Annotated in this window: 14 protein-coding genes and 1 tRNA gene; 4 read left to right on the top strand and 11 right to left on the bottom strand. The window is 61.4% G+C overall.

Annotation, left to right across the window (positions count from 1 at the left end; all coding sequences use genetic code 11):
* On the bottom strand, positions 1-726 hold a 726-nt coding region (locus ACOJSJ_RS15925; RefSeq protein WP_420145949.1), incomplete at its 3' end, for a chromate transporter.
* Between the two features lie 344 nt (positions 727-1,070).
* Between ACOJSJ_RS15925 and ACOJSJ_RS15920 the strand changes: the two genes are divergently transcribed.
* Positions 1,071-1,211 carry a hypothetical protein gene (locus tag ACOJSJ_RS15920; RefSeq protein WP_420145948.1) on the top strand — a complete coding sequence of 47 codons (141 nt, stop codon included), beginning with the start codon at positions 1,071-1,073 and terminating at the stop codon, positions 1,209-1,211.
* 118 nt (positions 1,212-1,329) lie between these two features.
* On the opposite strand, the gene ACOJSJ_RS15915 is transcribed toward ACOJSJ_RS15920, so the two are convergent.
* Genes ACOJSJ_RS15915 through phhA form a run of 7 tightly spaced genes read right to left on the bottom strand, consistent with a single transcriptional unit; the run spans position 1,330 to position 8,066 of the window.
* Positions 1,330-1,695 (bottom strand): Rieske (2Fe-2S) protein, encoded by a 366-nt coding sequence (locus ACOJSJ_RS15915; RefSeq protein WP_420145947.1) that lies wholly within the window; start codon positions 1,693-1,695, stop codon positions 1,330-1,332.
* Positions 1,692-2,333 (bottom strand): maleylacetoacetate isomerase, encoded by a 642-nt coding sequence (maiA, locus tag ACOJSJ_RS15910; protein ID WP_420145946.1) that lies wholly within the window; start codon positions 2,331-2,333, stop codon positions 1,692-1,694. The genes ACOJSJ_RS15915 and maiA overlap by 4 nt, the downstream gene beginning before the upstream one ends.
* The gene (gene fahA, locus ACOJSJ_RS15905) at positions 2,330-3,631 is read right to left on the bottom strand and encodes a fumarylacetoacetase (RefSeq protein WP_420145945.1); all 1,302 of its coding nucleotides are present in this window, start codon (positions 3,629-3,631) and stop codon (positions 2,330-2,332) included. Before fahA ends, maiA begins: the two co-directional genes overlap by 4 nt.
* The gene (gene hmgA / locus ACOJSJ_RS15900) at positions 3,628-4,920 is read right to left on the bottom strand and encodes a homogentisate 1,2-dioxygenase (RefSeq protein ID WP_420145944.1); all 1,293 of its coding nucleotides are present in this window, start codon (positions 4,918-4,920) and stop codon (positions 3,628-3,630) included. Before hmgA ends, fahA begins: the two co-directional genes overlap by 4 nt.
* An 8-nt stretch (positions 4,921-4,928) precedes the next feature.
* Positions 4,929-5,981 (bottom strand): 4-hydroxyphenylpyruvate dioxygenase, encoded by a 1,053-nt coding sequence (gene hppD, locus ACOJSJ_RS15895; RefSeq protein WP_420145943.1) that lies wholly within the window; start codon positions 5,979-5,981, stop codon positions 4,929-4,931.
* A gap of 13 nt (positions 5,982-5,994) precedes the next feature.
* Positions 5,995-7,197, bottom strand: a complete 1,203-nt coding sequence (locus ACOJSJ_RS15890; RefSeq protein WP_420145951.1) for an aromatic amino acid transaminase — start codon at positions 7,195-7,197, stop codon at positions 5,995-5,997.
* A 5-nt stretch (positions 7,198-7,202) separates the two neighbouring features.
* Positions 7,203-8,066 carry a phenylalanine 4-monooxygenase gene (gene phhA, locus ACOJSJ_RS15885; protein WP_420145942.1) on the bottom strand — a complete coding sequence of 288 codons (864 nt, stop codon included), beginning with the start codon at positions 8,064-8,066 and terminating at the stop codon, positions 7,203-7,205.
* A 94-nt stretch (positions 8,067-8,160) separates the two neighbouring features.
* Between phhA and ACOJSJ_RS15880 the strand changes: the two genes are divergently transcribed.
* Positions 8,161-8,634 (top strand): Lrp/AsnC family transcriptional regulator, encoded by a 474-nt coding sequence (locus tag ACOJSJ_RS15880; RefSeq protein WP_420145941.1) that lies wholly within the window; start codon positions 8,161-8,163, stop codon positions 8,632-8,634.
* Positions 8,635-8,818: 184 nt separating this feature from the next.
* Here the strand turns inward: ACOJSJ_RS15880 and ACOJSJ_RS15875 are convergent.
* The 3 genes from ACOJSJ_RS15875 to ACOJSJ_RS15865 all read right to left on the bottom strand — a co-directional run bounded on the left by ACOJSJ_RS15875 (position 8,819) and on the right by ACOJSJ_RS15865 (position 11,550).
* Positions 8,819-8,893 (bottom strand) — tRNA-Glu (locus ACOJSJ_RS15875).
* A 300-nt stretch (positions 8,894-9,193) separates the two neighbouring features.
* Positions 9,194-9,991 (bottom strand): SapC family protein, encoded by a 798-nt coding sequence (locus ACOJSJ_RS15870; protein ID WP_420145940.1) that lies wholly within the window; start codon positions 9,989-9,991, stop codon positions 9,194-9,196.
* Positions 9,992-10,110: 119 nt separating this feature from the next.
* On the bottom strand, positions 10,111-11,550 hold the full coding sequence (locus tag ACOJSJ_RS15865) for an FAD-binding oxidoreductase (RefSeq protein WP_420145939.1): 1,440 nt from the start codon (positions 11,548-11,550) through the stop codon (positions 10,111-10,113).
* A gap of 80 nt (positions 11,551-11,630) precedes the next feature.
* Here ACOJSJ_RS15865 and ACOJSJ_RS15860 point away from each other — a divergent pair, with 80 nt between their 5' ends.
* Positions 11,631-12,065 (top strand): hypothetical protein, encoded by a 435-nt coding sequence (locus ACOJSJ_RS15860; protein ID WP_420145938.1) that lies wholly within the window; start codon positions 11,631-11,633, stop codon positions 12,063-12,065.
* Between the two features lie 124 nt (positions 12,066-12,189).
* Positions 12,190-13,629, top strand: coding sequence for a DEAD/DEAH box helicase (locus ACOJSJ_RS15855; RefSeq protein WP_420145937.1), 1,440 nt, complete (start codon positions 12,190-12,192; stop codon positions 13,627-13,629).
* Positions 13,630-13,682 lie beyond the last annotated feature (53 nt).

Here is a 13,682-nt window from a genome sequence, read left to right as displayed (position 1 = left end):
ATAGGCGCCTCCAAAAGTCAGCAGCCCGCCCTTCAGGCCAGTGATCAACAGCGCCAGAGCCGTGGCAGGGGCATTGGATGAGGCAGGCGCGATGCCGTAATTCGCGATGGGATGGAGCATGGCCACGGCGGCGATCACACCCAGGGCAACAGCCATCGACGCAAACAGAGGCCTGTCCAGCAGGGCGTAACATATGCCGCCGACAAGAAGAGGGAGCCAGAAAGGGATGCCGGCAAAAGTCGCGATCAGGCTGACCGCCGCTATCGCAGCCAGCCAGCCATCCTCGACCATATGCTGGCCGATACGAACCACTGCGCGCAGGATGATGGCCAGCACCACGACCTGCACCCCCCATAATATGCGCGTAAGATCGGCATTTCCGGAAATCCAGCGTGTATAGGCCCAGCCCGTCGCCAGCATCAGCACAAATCCGGGCAACATGAAGCCCAGCCCGGCGAGCAAACCGCCAATGCGGCCTCGCGCGATCATGCCCAGATGGACGCATAATTCATGCGCTTCCGGCCCTGGCAATATCTGCAACACCGCCAGCAGCCGCTTGAACCGGGACGGATCGATCCATCGTTCGTCTTCGACCAGTGCCTGTCGGATCATGGCTATCTGAGCAACCGGCCCGCCAAAGGCGACAACGCCGAAACGGAAAAATTTCAGGAACAGGGCTATCAGCGGCAATTGTTGGAGGTTGGGTCGGTCGTCCACAGTCGTCATTATGCGCGCTCCCATCGCCGCGAGATGCAGCGGGTGGAGCGGACTTGGACGGGAACCGTCTGATCGGGCGTCCGCGTAGGCCCGATAAGTTGTTTATGAAACGAAACAAGCGTGAACGTCAATGCTGTTGAGCAAGGGGCCGTCATCCTGTGTGGAAAGGTGGCGCATGACGGTTGCCGTTATTTCAGCCACCATATGTCCTTGCGGCGCTGTTTCAGCAGAGCGAACAAATGCGTAAGGAAATAGAGGGCCGGGGTTAGAGGCACACTCAGCGAAGATGATCTAGGCCGAACACTTCGCCTTTGGTGGAACTGTAGAGCAGCTTGAGCGCATGGAGATGCAGGATGTATCAGAACATCGGCGCGCCGCCCAGCATGGCGAGCGGAGGCATGACCTTGCTGTTTTCAAACCGCTCGCGTGGCGACGCTGGTTTCGACATTGATGACAAATCACTTTCGCCGGTCGTTGGCGTGGGTACGGCGTGACTGCCCGCCACGCAATCCCGTGCCGCGCTGGCATGTCCCTGTTCCATCAACGCCGTGACCACGCCGTCCCAAGGACGCCGCTGGAACCGGTGACGACAATATTCATGTATTCGTTCTTTTAAATCGTAGTGATCCATTCGCCGCTGATCTCCACCGGCCAGGGGGTCAGCGACATGCCCGTGCAGGGGCCGCCCACGCACTGACCGTCGATCGGCTCGAACAATGCGCCGTGCCAGCTGCACGCGATCAGCTGGCCGTCAGGGGTGAGATAATCGTCAAGCCGTTGTGCCAGCGGTAATCCGGCATGAGGGCAGCGATCGACATAGCCGTGCACCGTGCCGCCACGCCGCACGATAAAGCCGTGAAAACGCCCCGCGCGCATTTGCAGCACGAAATTGCGCGCTGTTCCGTCCGCAACATCATCAATCCTGCACAGGCGCACGCCGGCGGGCGTTGCCGAAAGCCGGTCGGTCGCCGGGTTCATCGGTCCGCGTCGGGCTGGGCTTCGGGGGAGGCATCGACAAAGGCGGGCAGGGTATGTGCAGCCTCATCCGCTGCCAGCAGCGTGGGATAGGGCGTCAGGTCGACGCCGAACCGCCGCGCATTGTAGATTTGCGGTACAAGATAGCAGTCCGCAATGGTGGGTGCCTGACCGTAGCAAAAGCCGCCGCCGTGCCGGGCCACCATATGTTCCAGCGCCGCAAGACCTTCTGCAACCCAACGGGCAACCCACGCATTGACCCCGTCCTGATCCGTTCCCGACGCCTTGAGGACATTGAGTATCCGCAGATTGTTGAGCGGGTGAATATCGCAACCGATGATTGCCGCCATGGATCGCACGATGGCGGCAGCGTCCAGATCGGCAGGCAGCAGGGCCGGGCTGGGCCAGCGCGCCTCTATCCATTCGATGATGGCCGGGCTCTGGATCAGCGTCTGCCCGTCAACCTCCAGCGCAGGCACCAATCCATGCGGAGCGATAGCGGTATAGGCCGGGTCGCGATGAGCGCCGGTCCGCAGATCATGGGCGATCTGGCGATAGGAAATACCCTTCAGGTTGAGGGCTATCCGCACTCGGTAGCTGGCACTCGATCGCCAATAGCCATGCAGCGCGATATCGGTCACCGTGCTGGCTCTACACGGGCGACGCATTGACCAAATCCGATCGGCACGGCACCGGGGGCTGTTGCTGTGGCGCGCAATGTCACTTCATCCCCATCCTGCAGGAATGCCCGTTTTTCGCCGGTGGGCAGGGTGATCGGCTTGTGCCCGCCCTCGGTCAGTTCCAGCAGACTGCCATAGCCTTCCCGATCCGGCGCAGAAATGGTCCCGGTGCCCAGCAGGTCGCCGGGCCGCATCTCGCACCCGTTGGAGGCATGATGGGTGACGATCTGGTTCACCGTCCAGTACATGTTTGTCGCGCAGCCCCTGCTCAACCGGACCGGCGGCATATTCTGTTCGCGCATGGCGGCGCTGCTCAACAGGACTTCCAGTTCGATCGACAAGGCGCCATGGGCCTGGTCTTCTTCGTCGGACAGATAGAAAAGCGGTGCCGGATCGCCATGCGGACGGGCGGGCTGACCGACCCGAAAGGGCGCCATGGCCTCTGGCGAAATGACCCAGGCGGAGATGGTCGAATGGAAGCTCTTGGCCAGAAAGGGGCCAAGCGGCTGATATTCCCACGCCTGAAAATCGCGCGCAGACCAGTCGTTCAGCAGGCAAAAGCCGCCAATATGATCGGCAGCCTGCGTAATCGGAATGGGATGCGACAACATGTTCCCCGCACCGATCCACACGCCCAGTTCCAGTTCATAATCCAGACGGGCGCTTGGTCCGAAGACCGGCATGCTGGCTTCTGGTGGCTTGCGCTGGCCGGACGGGCGGACCAGCGGATCGCCCGACGGACGAATGGACGATGCCCGTCCATGATAACCGATCGGCACATATTTGTAGTTGGGCAACAACGGATTGTCGGGCCGGAATTGGCGACCGACATTGTTCGCATGGTGAATGCCGACGTAAAAATCGCTATAATCGCCGATCTGCGCGGGCAGCAACATCCGGCATCGCGACGAAGGATACAGATATGGCTCCAGACCGGCGCGATCGCCGCCCTGCGACAGGGCGTTGCTCAACCAGCGGCGCAGGATATGCCGGCTCCCGGCACGCATGGCCAGCAGTCGGTTCAACGTCGTATCCCCGCATGCCTCCTGCGCTACGGCAGGAACCAGTCCCGCCTTGGCACAGGCGCGCATGTCCAGGATCATGTCACCAATGGCGACGCCGATCCGGCCGTCCTGGTCATCGGGCGCAAAGACGCCGAACGGCAGATTCTGGATCGGAAAATCCGCATGTCCATTGGCACTCGCGACCCAGCTTGTGCGGGCGGGATCATGCGTTTCGTCGGTCGTCCACCAGTTCATGCGATATTTCCATTCGTCGGTAACTGGGCCTTGCTAAAGCCGGTCCAGCAATCGTCATAATCGGCCTGAAGCAGCGGCGTTTCCATGGCCCAGCGGGTGGGGTGGAACAGGTGCCGGCTTTCAAACATGAATGCCATGGTGTCGGCGATCCGGTGAGGGGCAAGGTCGGCGGACACCGCCTTGTCATAGCTCGCGGCGTCGGGGCCGTGGCCTGACATGCAATTGTGCAATGATCCGCCGCCGGGCGCGAAGCCGCCAGCCTTGGCATCATATTCGCCAGCGATCAGCCCCATATATTCGCTCATGATGTTGCGATGGAACCAGGGCGGACGAAACGTATCTTCCGCCACCATCCAGCGCGGCGGAAAGATTACAAAGTCGATATTGGCCGTTCCGGGCGTGTCGCTGGGACTGGTCAGCACGGTGAAAATCGACGGATCGGGATGGTCGAAACTGACCGTGTTCATCGTGTTGAAGCGCGTCAGATCGTAACGATAGGGTGCCAGATTGCCATGCCATGCGACGACGTCGAACGGGCTGTGATCGAGCATCGTCGACCATAGCTGACCGCCGAATTTCTGCACGATCTGCGTCGGCCGCTCCACATCCTCGAAAGCCGCGCAAGGGGCCTCGAAATCGCGGGGATTGGCGAGACCGTTGGAGCCGATCGGTCCGAGGTCGGGCAGGCGAAAGGGTGCCCCGTAATTTTCGCAGACATAGCCGCGTGCGCTCCCGTCCAGCAGTTCCACCCGGAACCGCATTCCGCGAGGGATGAGCGCGATGTGAAGCGGCGCGACGTCCAGTGTGCCGAGTTCCGTAACGATGCGCAGCCCCCCAAACTGCGGCACGATCAGAAACTCGCCATCGGCGCTGAAGAAGGCGCGATCGACCATGGATTGGTTTGCAGCGTAAAGATGGACGCCGCAACCGGTCCCCGCACCATCCCCGCCACCCGCCACTGTGATCAGACCGTCGATGAAATCCCGTTTGTCCGTAGGCATGGGCAAGGGGGCCCAGCGCAGCCGATTGGGCGAAGCGGGCTGATCATTGAAGGGCGCGGAACGAAGCGCGCCGGCATCTGAACAGGGACGAAAAACGCCATGGGATGCGGTCGGCCGCATGCGATAAAGCCAGCTGCGGCGGTTCTCCGCGCGGGGCACGGTAAAGGCCGTGCCGGACAGCTGCTCGGCATAGAGGCCATAGGGTACGCGCTGCGGCGAATTGCGGCCGATGGGCAAAGCCCCATCGACCGCTTCCGTCGCGTGATGATTGGCAAAGCCGGGAAGCATGGCTGGCCTCAGGCGTCGACGGCGATCACGCCGCGGCGAATCTGGTCCAGCTCTATGCTTTCAAACAGGGCCTGAAAATTGCCGTTGCCGAACCCTTCATTGCCCTTGCGCTGGATGATCTCGAAAAAGATCGGGCCGAACATATTTTCGGTGAAGATCTGAAGGAGAATGCCTTCCTCGCCGACATTGCCATCGATCAGGATGCGGTTCTTGCGCAGGCGCTCCAGATCCTCGCCATGGCCCGGCACGCGCTTGTCGACCAGTTCATAATAGGTTTCGATCGTGTCCTGCAATTTCACGCCCCGCGCGCGCAGGCGCTCTACCGTATCATAGATATTGTCGGTCGTGAGCGCGAGATGCTGGATACCCTCGCCATGATATTCGCGGATGAACTCCTCGATCTGGCTCCTGTCGTCCTGGCTTTCGTTGAGAGGGATACGGATCGCCTTGTCCGGGGCGATCATCGCCTGACTGAACAGGCCCGTCGCCTGCCCCTTGATGTCGAAATATTTCTGCTCTTCAAAATTGAAGAGCGTGCGATAAAATTCGCTCCACACCCGCATCTGGCCCCGCCGGACATTATGGGTCAGGTGGTCTAGCAGGTCGAGCCCGACGTTATTGCCCGCTTCGGCTTCGCGCCAGCCGGGCAGTTCGGCCCAATTGGCATAGAGGTCTTCGCCGTCCTTGATGAAATAGAGATAGGAACCGCCGATGCCCTGAATAACCGTGTCGTCTTCCTCGGTCGGCTGGGCGCCATGGTCCAGCGCCCATGCCATTGCCGCTTCCGGGTCGCTGACACGGAACGCCATGGCGCTGGCGGACGGGCCATGGTCGCCGCGAAAGGCCGCCACCCGCCCGGCATCGTCGCGGTTCAGCATCAGGTTGATGCGGCCCTGCTTGTAACGGGTGATGTTCTTGGTCGGATGCCGATGGCTGGCGACGAAACCCAATGCCAGAAACTGCGCGGCCATGGCTTCGGGATCGGGTGAGGTGAATTCGACGAATTCAAAGCCATTTAGGCCCAGCGGGTTGTCGGACAGATGATGGGCGTCGGTGTTCATGATGTGCCTCTCCTCAGGCAAGATAGGGTTTAAGAGCGTTTGCGAACGGGGCTATGTTCCCCATCGTCAGGCCCGCGATGCTGATGCGGCCATTGCCCGCCATATAGACGCCATGGTCTTCGCGCAGGCGTCTGACGGCCTGCGCATCGATTGGCAGCAGGGCGAACATGCCGCGCTGTTGCCCGATCGGGGCGAGCGCAGGGTGCGCGTTCGCCAACGCGGTGCGCAGCGCATTGATGCGCATACGCATGACATCCAGTTCAGCCTGCCAGTCCGCCGTCAGGGAAGGGGATGCAAGGATGGTGCGCACGATGGCCGCACCCCAGTCGGGCGGCATCGACCAGAGCGACCGGGCGATGGACAACATGTTCGACCGCGCCAGCGCGGCGGTTTCGGCCGTGTCGGCGTGGAGCCAAAGCGCCCCCACCCGATCGCGATAAAGGCCGAAATTCTTGTCGCAGCTATAGGCGAGCAGAGCGTTCGGCACCGAGTCCATCAGGGTGCGCGTCGCCGCCGCATCGGCCTCCAGACCGTCGCCCAGCCCCTGATAGGCAAGATCGATGAACGGTATCAGCCCGCGTGTCTGGCACAGCTGCGCAATCGCCCGCCACTGGTCGGGCGTGAAATTCGCGCCCGTCGGATTGTGGCAGCATCCATGCAGCAGCAGGACGTCGCCGGGCCGTGCGTCGGCCAGGTCGGCCATCAGGCCATCCATGTCGATGCTGCCATCGGTCGGGTCATAGAAACGATGTTCGGCGACTTTCAGGCCCGCGCTGCGGAACAGCGGCGCGTGGTTGGGCCAAGTTGGCCAACCAATCCACACCGTCGCCTGACGGTTGGCCCGTTCGATGAGTTCCGCGCCAAGCCGCAACGCGCCGGTCCCGCCGGGCGTTTGCACACCGGTCAGCCGGTGGGACGCCGCGATCCTGTGGCCCAATGCCACGATGGCCAGCGCATCGGTATAATCCTGATCGCCCTCGGCCCCCAGATAGGCCTTGGTCGCCTGCGTTTCGACCAGTTGGCGTTCGGCCGCCTTAACCGCGTGCATCACAGGGGTTCGGCCGTCATCGTCGCGGAAAACGCCGACGCCCAGATCGATCTTGTCGGGACGCGGATCGGCGCGGTGGGCGGCGATGATGCCCAGTAGCGCGTCCGCCGGCCGGGCTACCAGATCGTCGAAGATCCCGGCCACGGGCAGGGCAAGGTCGATAACCATGGCGCTCACCCTCCCACCGTCTGCGCATGGGCATAGGCCTGCGTCCCATGGGTATAGACGCGATCATCGGGCAGCACGGTTTCGATCGGAATGTCCGGCTGGCTGATGACCTCCGCATAAAGCGGCGCGAAATCGGTATCGAGCGTCTGGCGCAGCAGATCTTCGAAACTTTCGATGACGAAATAGCCCTGTTGATAGTCATCGATGCGATAATCGGTCCGCATCACGCGTTTAAGGTCAAAGCCGATACGGTTGGGCGAGGGATCATCCAGCGCGAAGATGGATTCGCCGTAGGAGGAAACGATCCCGGCGCCAAAGATATGCATCCCTTCGGCATGGCGGATCAGGCCGAATTCGACCGTATACCAGTAAAGCCGCGCCAGCCGCTCGATCGCGCCGAGCGCCCCGGAGCGCTGGCCGCCCTGGCCATAGGCTTGCATATAGTCCGCGAACACCGGGTGGGCGAGCAGCGGAACATGGCCGAACACGTCATGAAATACGTCGGGTTCCTGAAGATAGTCGATCTGTTCGGGGGAGCGGATGAAATTGCCTGACACAAATCGGCGATTGGCCAGATGATCGAAGAATATGTCATCCGGGATCAGGCCAGGTACGGCGACCACCTGCCATCCGGTCAGCTTCATCAGCCGTTCCGACAGCGCATCGAATTGCGGAATGCCCGGCTTGTCCATGCGCAGCACGTCAAGTCCCGCCATGAATTCGGGGGCCACGCGCCCCGGAAGCAGCCGGGCCTGCCGGTTGAACAGATTGTCCCACATTGCATGGTCTGCCTGCGTGAAATGGTCCCAGTCCTGCGGGACGGTCCAATCCTCAGCTGCGTGTTCAGGGCGTTTCGCATCATGTGCCATGGCGGAACTATGTCACGGCAAACGGAGAATATCTTTTCAAAATTCGGAATATTCCTGTAGATTGTGAAATACTGGTTTCACATTGTTAGGCATTATGAAATTTCCTCCAAATCTCGACAGTGTCGATCTACGAATCCTGGATGCGTTGCAGACGGATGCGGGATTGAGCAGCGCTGAACTTGCCGAACGGGTGGGCAGTTCATCCGCATCCTGCTGGCGACGCATCAAGAATCTGGAGGCTGCAGGCATATTGGGGCCGGCCGTCCGTCTCCTTAACCATGAGGCTATCGGTAGAAAGGTGAATGTGTTGTGCAACATTCGGGTGCGCAGTCACATGCGGGAAGTTCGCGCCGCTTTTGAGGCCTTCGTGCGTGAACGCGCCGAGATCATGGAATGCTATTCCATGTCGGGTGAGTGGGATTATCTGATCCGCGTGGTTGCCGCCGATGTCGAGGACTATGAGCGCTTTTTGATGCGCGTGCTGCTGGAACATCCCTCGGTTGGCGGCGCGTCTTCGCATTTTGCGCTGTCTTTGACAAAATACACCACGCGTTTACCGATCAGTTAGTCCGACCAAAAATCGCGACCGGCCAGCATCCGCCAAATATAGATAATATGCGCCTTAAGAGATGAATGTCGGCGCAGGGATCTTGAGTGGGGACTACCAGCCGGATCACCTTGTACCCAAGGAGGGGGTGAGGTGGCCGTTAACTCTGCAAAAATCCCTGCTCCCGGCCATTTATGGCAGGAAATGGTGACCCCTACGGGAATCGAACCCGTGTTTCAGCCGTGAAAGGGCCGCGTCCTAACCGCTAGACGAAGGGGCCATGGCCGCGCTTGGCGACAGGCAGGAGCGGGCCTTTAGGCTGTCGGTCCCCCTGCGTCAAGCAAAAGGCGCAGGGGCTATCAACATCAGCCACCCCCAATAAAAAACCACCCCATGCAAGCATGGGGTGGCCAGGTTCAGGGAGGAGACGCCTCCAAAGGGGGAGGCGCCCATACGACACACCCGAAAGGGGGGCAGGTGCATCGCATGATTGATAGATAGGGCAGGGCGCATCGCCTTTCAAGAGGCGATGCGATGCCTTTTCCATCAATTTTCAAACCCTTTCGGGTTAATTTCTCATTCAGGCGTCTGCGGATGCCGGAATGGCTTCGGCGGCGACGGGGGCCGCGATCGGTCCCTTGTTCTGCGATACCTGCGCTTCGAACACTTCGCGCATCAGCTGCAACGAGAAGAGATGCGCGTGAATCAGCGGCAACATGCCATTCTGGTTGATCTTGCGCAGCTGATCTCCGCGCATGTCGCGCAACTTTTCTTCGTTCACCATGCGGAACCCGCGATAGACGAAGGGCTGGTCGTTGCCGGGAATCTGGATGGCGACTTCGCCGTCCATCAGCAGGTCCATTTCTTCCAGATCGCGAACGAACTGGCCGGTGCGGGCAGCAGCCTGTTCGAAATCTTCGCAGAATTTCATGATGTTCTGCGTCAGTTCGCTGGGCTTGCCATCTTCGAACAGCGGCTGGCCGTCTTCGAACGCGCCGATCACCGGGGTGGTGGGGTCGAAGCAAATCGACAGATCGTCGCTTTCGGGACGCAGCTTCGCCAGCATCCAGGGATAGCGGCGGATATAGGCAGGGACATAGGCCGGGCCGCGCAGCTTGCCTTCGTCATCGACGAAAACGTTCACGCCTTCGTTCAGGCCCATCAGCAGCAGGGGAACGGAATCATTGCCCGACGAAAAGATGATCGGCGCAAAACGCTGGGCAGGCACGAATTCATCGACGGTCAGCGGAACCGCATGCTGGGTCGCCAGGAAAGGCGCCGATTCGGCAGCGCGGCTGCGATAATCGATATGGTCGACGCTGCTGAGCGGCAGCAGGTCATTATAGAAGATCGGCAGATTGTTGGGCGCGCTGGCCATTATCAGGGTCCATTTCTGTCAATCGCGGCCGCAATTCATGCGGTACGCGGGCTTAATATTGGGGCAGGGCGATAAAGGCCTTGCCGGTCATAGGCAATCGCTTTGTCGGCGGTGCGCCCTCAGGCTTCGTCGGATAGCGGGATCAGTTTGCCCGGATTGAACAGTCCCCTGGGGTCGAAGGCGGCCTTGATCGCGCGCAGGGCGGCGATCCGTGCGGGGCTGGACAGGCGCGCCAGTTCGGCGCGTTTCATCTGGCCGATGCCATGTTCGGCCGAAATGGAACCGCCCGCAGCCACCACCGCATCATGGACAAAGGCATTGATCGCCTGCCCCTGCGCCGCGATCCAGGCCGGGCCATCGCTCGTCCCCTTGGGTGCGCGCACATGGAAATGCACATTGCCATCGCCCAGATGCCCGAAGGACGACGCCGTTGTACCGGGAAAGGCCCTTTCGGCGGCGTCGGCTGCCTCGATCATGAAGGCGGGCATCTTCGCCACCGGCACGCTGATGTCATATTGCAGCGCCGGTCCCTGCGCCTTTTCCGATTCCGACAGGGATTCGCGGATGCGCCAGAATGCTTCGGCCTGCGCTTCATTGGCGGCGATGGCCGCATCGATGGCGATCCCGCGCTCAAACGCATCGGTCAGCGCCGCTTCCAGCCGTTCGGACGGCCCCGGTTCCGACCGGTCGGCATGATCCACCTCTATCAGCACATGCCACGGCGTCCGCGTTTCGATGGGCGACCGCGTGCCGGGAATATGCCCCAGCACGAAACCCAGCGTCTCGTCCGCAATCACCTCGAACCCTTCCATGCTGTCGCCCAGCGTCGTTTCGACAAGGCGCAGCAGGGCGAGCGCATCGGCAGGCGTCTGCACGCCGATCCAGCCGACGGCCCGCGCGGCGATCGCAGGCACCAGCCGCAGCGAAGCGGCGGTGATGACACCCAAAGTGCCCTCGGCCCCGATCATCAACTGCTTGATGTCGTAACCGCGATTGTCCTTTTTCAGCGCATCCAGCCCGTCGAATATGCTGCCGTTGGGCAACACGGCCTCTATCCCTTCCACCAGCGCGCGCATTGTGCCGTGGCGCAGCACCTGCGTTCCGCCCGCATTGGTGGACACAAGTCCGCCGATGGTGGCCGATCCCTTGGCGCCCAGGCTCAGGGGAAAGCGCCGCCCGGCCTCCTGCGCGGCATCATGCAACATGCTCAGGATCACGCCCGCCTCGCACACGGCCAGATTGTCGTCCGGCGACAGGCTGCGAATATGGTTCATCCGCCGCAGCGACAGGATCAGCGCGCTGCCGTCGGCGGGCGGCGTCGCGCCACCCACCATCGACGTGTTGCCCCCCTGCGGCACCAGCGCCACGCCAAGGTCCGACGCCAGCCTGACGGCCGCCGCCACCTCCTGCGTCGATGCAGGCGCGATGATCGCGGCGGCCGCGCCATGGTATCGCCCGCGCCAGTCGCTGACCCACGGCGCTATGTCGTCGGGATCGGTCACGATTCCTTTGGGGCCTAGCAGGGCGGCGAAGCGGTCGATAACATCTTGTCCAATCATGGGACGCATCTATGCCTCGGAATTCATCGACGGTTCAACCATCGCTCGATAGCGTATCTGTCCCATAAAGGGGTCCGTCTTTGGTTCATTCCATCCTGTTGCTGCTTTCCGCGTCGACCGGCGATCCGGTGCAATGGGCGCAATTGTCCATTCAGCAGCGCGTCATCATTCGCGTGCCGATGGCGAAAAAAGGCCGCGCGCCCGCGCAGATCAGCCCTGAAGCCCGCAATGCGTGGGAAGAAAAGAAGGGGCCGCGCTGCGTGGCGTTGCGCTCGATTCGCGGCGCCAGCATCGTGGTGGGCAATGGCGTCGATCTGCTGCTCGCGGACAATCATCGTTATCGCGCCCGGCTCGAAAAGGGATGCGACTCGACCGGTTTCTACTCCGGCTTTTATGTGGAGCCTGATGAGGACGGGTCGCTATGTTCCGGGCGGGACGAATTGCAGGCCCGCAGCGGCCTCAATTGCGCGATCGACAGTTTTCGTCGCCTCATCCCGACCGACGAAGACGACTGAATGGTCATCATAGCCCGGCATTTGCGCGATTTTCTTGACAAGAGGCCAATATTTCCGCAATGCGCGGCCGATTTCCGTTCCGCATCCGCGCAGGACGGGTAAGCCTCCTGTCCCGGACCTCTGAATGACTTTTGCCGACCTCGGCCTATCCGACGAATTGCTCAAGGCCGTAACCGAGTCGGGTTACGACACGCCTACGCCGATCCAGGCGCAGGCCATTCCCTCGGTCCTGATGATGCGGGACATTATCGGCATCGCCCAAACCGGCACGGGCAAGACGGCCAGTTTCGTGCTGCCGATGATCGATATTCTGGCCCATGGACGCGCCCGCGCCCTGATGCCGCGCAGCCTCATATTGGAGCCGACCCGCGAACTGGCGGCGCAGGTTGCCGAAAATTTCGAAAAATACGGCAAATATCACAAGCTTTCGATGGCGCTGCTGATCGGCGGCGTTCAGATGGGCGACCAGATCAAGGCGCTGGAAAAGGGCGTCGATGTGCTGATCGCCACGCCGGGCCGTCTGATGGACCTGTTTGGTCGCGGCAAGATTTTGCTGAACGGCTGCAACATGCTGGTCATCGACGAAGCCGACCGCATGCTCGACATGGGCTTCATTCCGGACATTGAGGAAATCTGCACGAAACTGCCCGCACAGCGGCAGACCCTGCTCTTTTCCGCGACCATGCCGCCCGTCATCAAAAAGCTGGCGGACAAGTTCCTGTCCAATCCCAAATCGATCGAAGTCGCGCGCCCCGCGACCGCATCGACCAACATTACCCAGCGACTGGTCAAGGTCGATTCCCGCAAGAAGCGCGACATGCTGCGCGACATGCTGGAAGCGGAGGATGTGGGCAGCGCGGTCATCTTCTGCAATCGCAAGACAACGGTGCGCGAACTCAACAAGAGCCTTCAGCGGCATGGTTTCCGTTCGGGCGAAATCCATGGCGACATCGATCAGGCATCGCGCATCGCCGAACTGGAACGGTTCCGCGACGGCAAGGTGAATATTCTGGTGGCGTCCGACGTCGCGGCGCGCGGCCTCGACATCAAGGGCGTGTCCCATGTCTTCAACTTCGATGCCCCATGGCATCCGGACGATTATGTCCACCGCATCGGCCGAACCGGTCGCGCGGGGGCAAAGGGTGTGGCCTACACCTTCGTCACGGCCGAAGATGCCGAAGCGATCGACAATATCCAGAAGCTGATCGGCACGAAAATCGATTATGTCGCGGCGCCTGCGCGCGAAGACCGCGCCGAACCGGTCCGTGAGGAAAAGAGCGGCAGGTCCGACCGCAAGCGCAACGACAAGCCGCGGGCGGAAAAGGCCCGTGGCGATAAGCCCCGCGAAGATCGCCAGCGTGAAGATCGTCCACGGGAAGACCGTCAGCGTGAACACGGCCCGCGCGATGAGCGCTATCGCGAAGACCGCGCGCGCGACAGCCGGCCGGACCGCGCCGCATCCGCCCCGCCGCCGCGTCGCCGTCACGATCCGGTCGATGATGGTCCGGACGATGGCTGGAACGGCCCTGTGCCGGAATTTTTGAACTTCGGTTTCAACGGCTGAACTATCCGGAACTGATCTGGCCGGAACTGGACTATCCAGAACTGATCTGACCG

Origin of the sequence: Sphingobium sp., assembly GCF_048594625.1 — a bacterium.
GTDB lineage: Bacteria > Pseudomonadota > Alphaproteobacteria > Sphingomonadales > Sphingomonadaceae > Sphingobium.
The sequence above is the reverse complement of the archived record's forward strand: the minus strand, read 5'-3'. Positions and strand labels throughout refer to the sequence as shown.

Excerpts from the sequence above, each read along its gene's own strand:
- ACOJSJ_RS15920 (WP_420145948.1), top strand. The coding sequence starts at position 1,071 with ATGTATCAGAACATCGGCGCGCCGCCCAGCATGGCGAGCGGAGGCATG.
- ACOJSJ_RS15915 (WP_420145947.1), bottom strand. The coding sequence starts at position 1,695 with ATGAACCCGGCGACCGACCGGCTTTCGGCAACGCCCGCCGGCGTGCGC.
- fahA (WP_420145945.1), bottom strand. The coding sequence starts at position 3,631 with ATGAACTGGTGGACGACCGACGAAACGCATGATCCCGCCCGCACAAGC.
- hmgA (WP_420145944.1), bottom strand. The coding sequence starts at position 4,920 with ATGCTTCCCGGCTTTGCCAATCATCACGCGACGGAAGCGGTCGATGGG.
- hppD (WP_420145943.1), bottom strand. The coding sequence starts at position 5,981 with ATGAACACCGACGCCCATCATCTGTCCGACAACCCGCTGGGCCTAAAT.
- ACOJSJ_RS15890 (WP_420145951.1), bottom strand. The coding sequence starts at position 7,197 with ATGGTTATCGACCTTGCCCTGCCCGTGGCCGGGATCTTCGACGATCTG.
- phhA (WP_420145942.1), bottom strand. The coding sequence starts at position 8,066 with ATGGCACATGATGCGAAACGCCCTGAACACGCAGCTGAGGATTGGACC.
- ACOJSJ_RS15880 (WP_420145941.1), top strand. The coding sequence starts at position 8,161 with ATGAAATTTCCTCCAAATCTCGACAGTGTCGATCTACGAATCCTGGAT.
- ACOJSJ_RS15870 (WP_420145940.1), bottom strand. The coding sequence starts at position 9,991 with ATGGCCAGCGCGCCCAACAATCTGCCGATCTTCTATAATGACCTGCTG.
- ACOJSJ_RS15865 (WP_420145939.1), bottom strand. The coding sequence starts at position 11,550 with ATGATTGGACAAGATGTTATCGACCGCTTCGCCGCCCTGCTAGGCCCC.
- ACOJSJ_RS15855 (WP_420145937.1), top strand. The coding sequence starts at position 12,190 with ATGACTTTTGCCGACCTCGGCCTATCCGACGAATTGCTCAAGGCCGTA.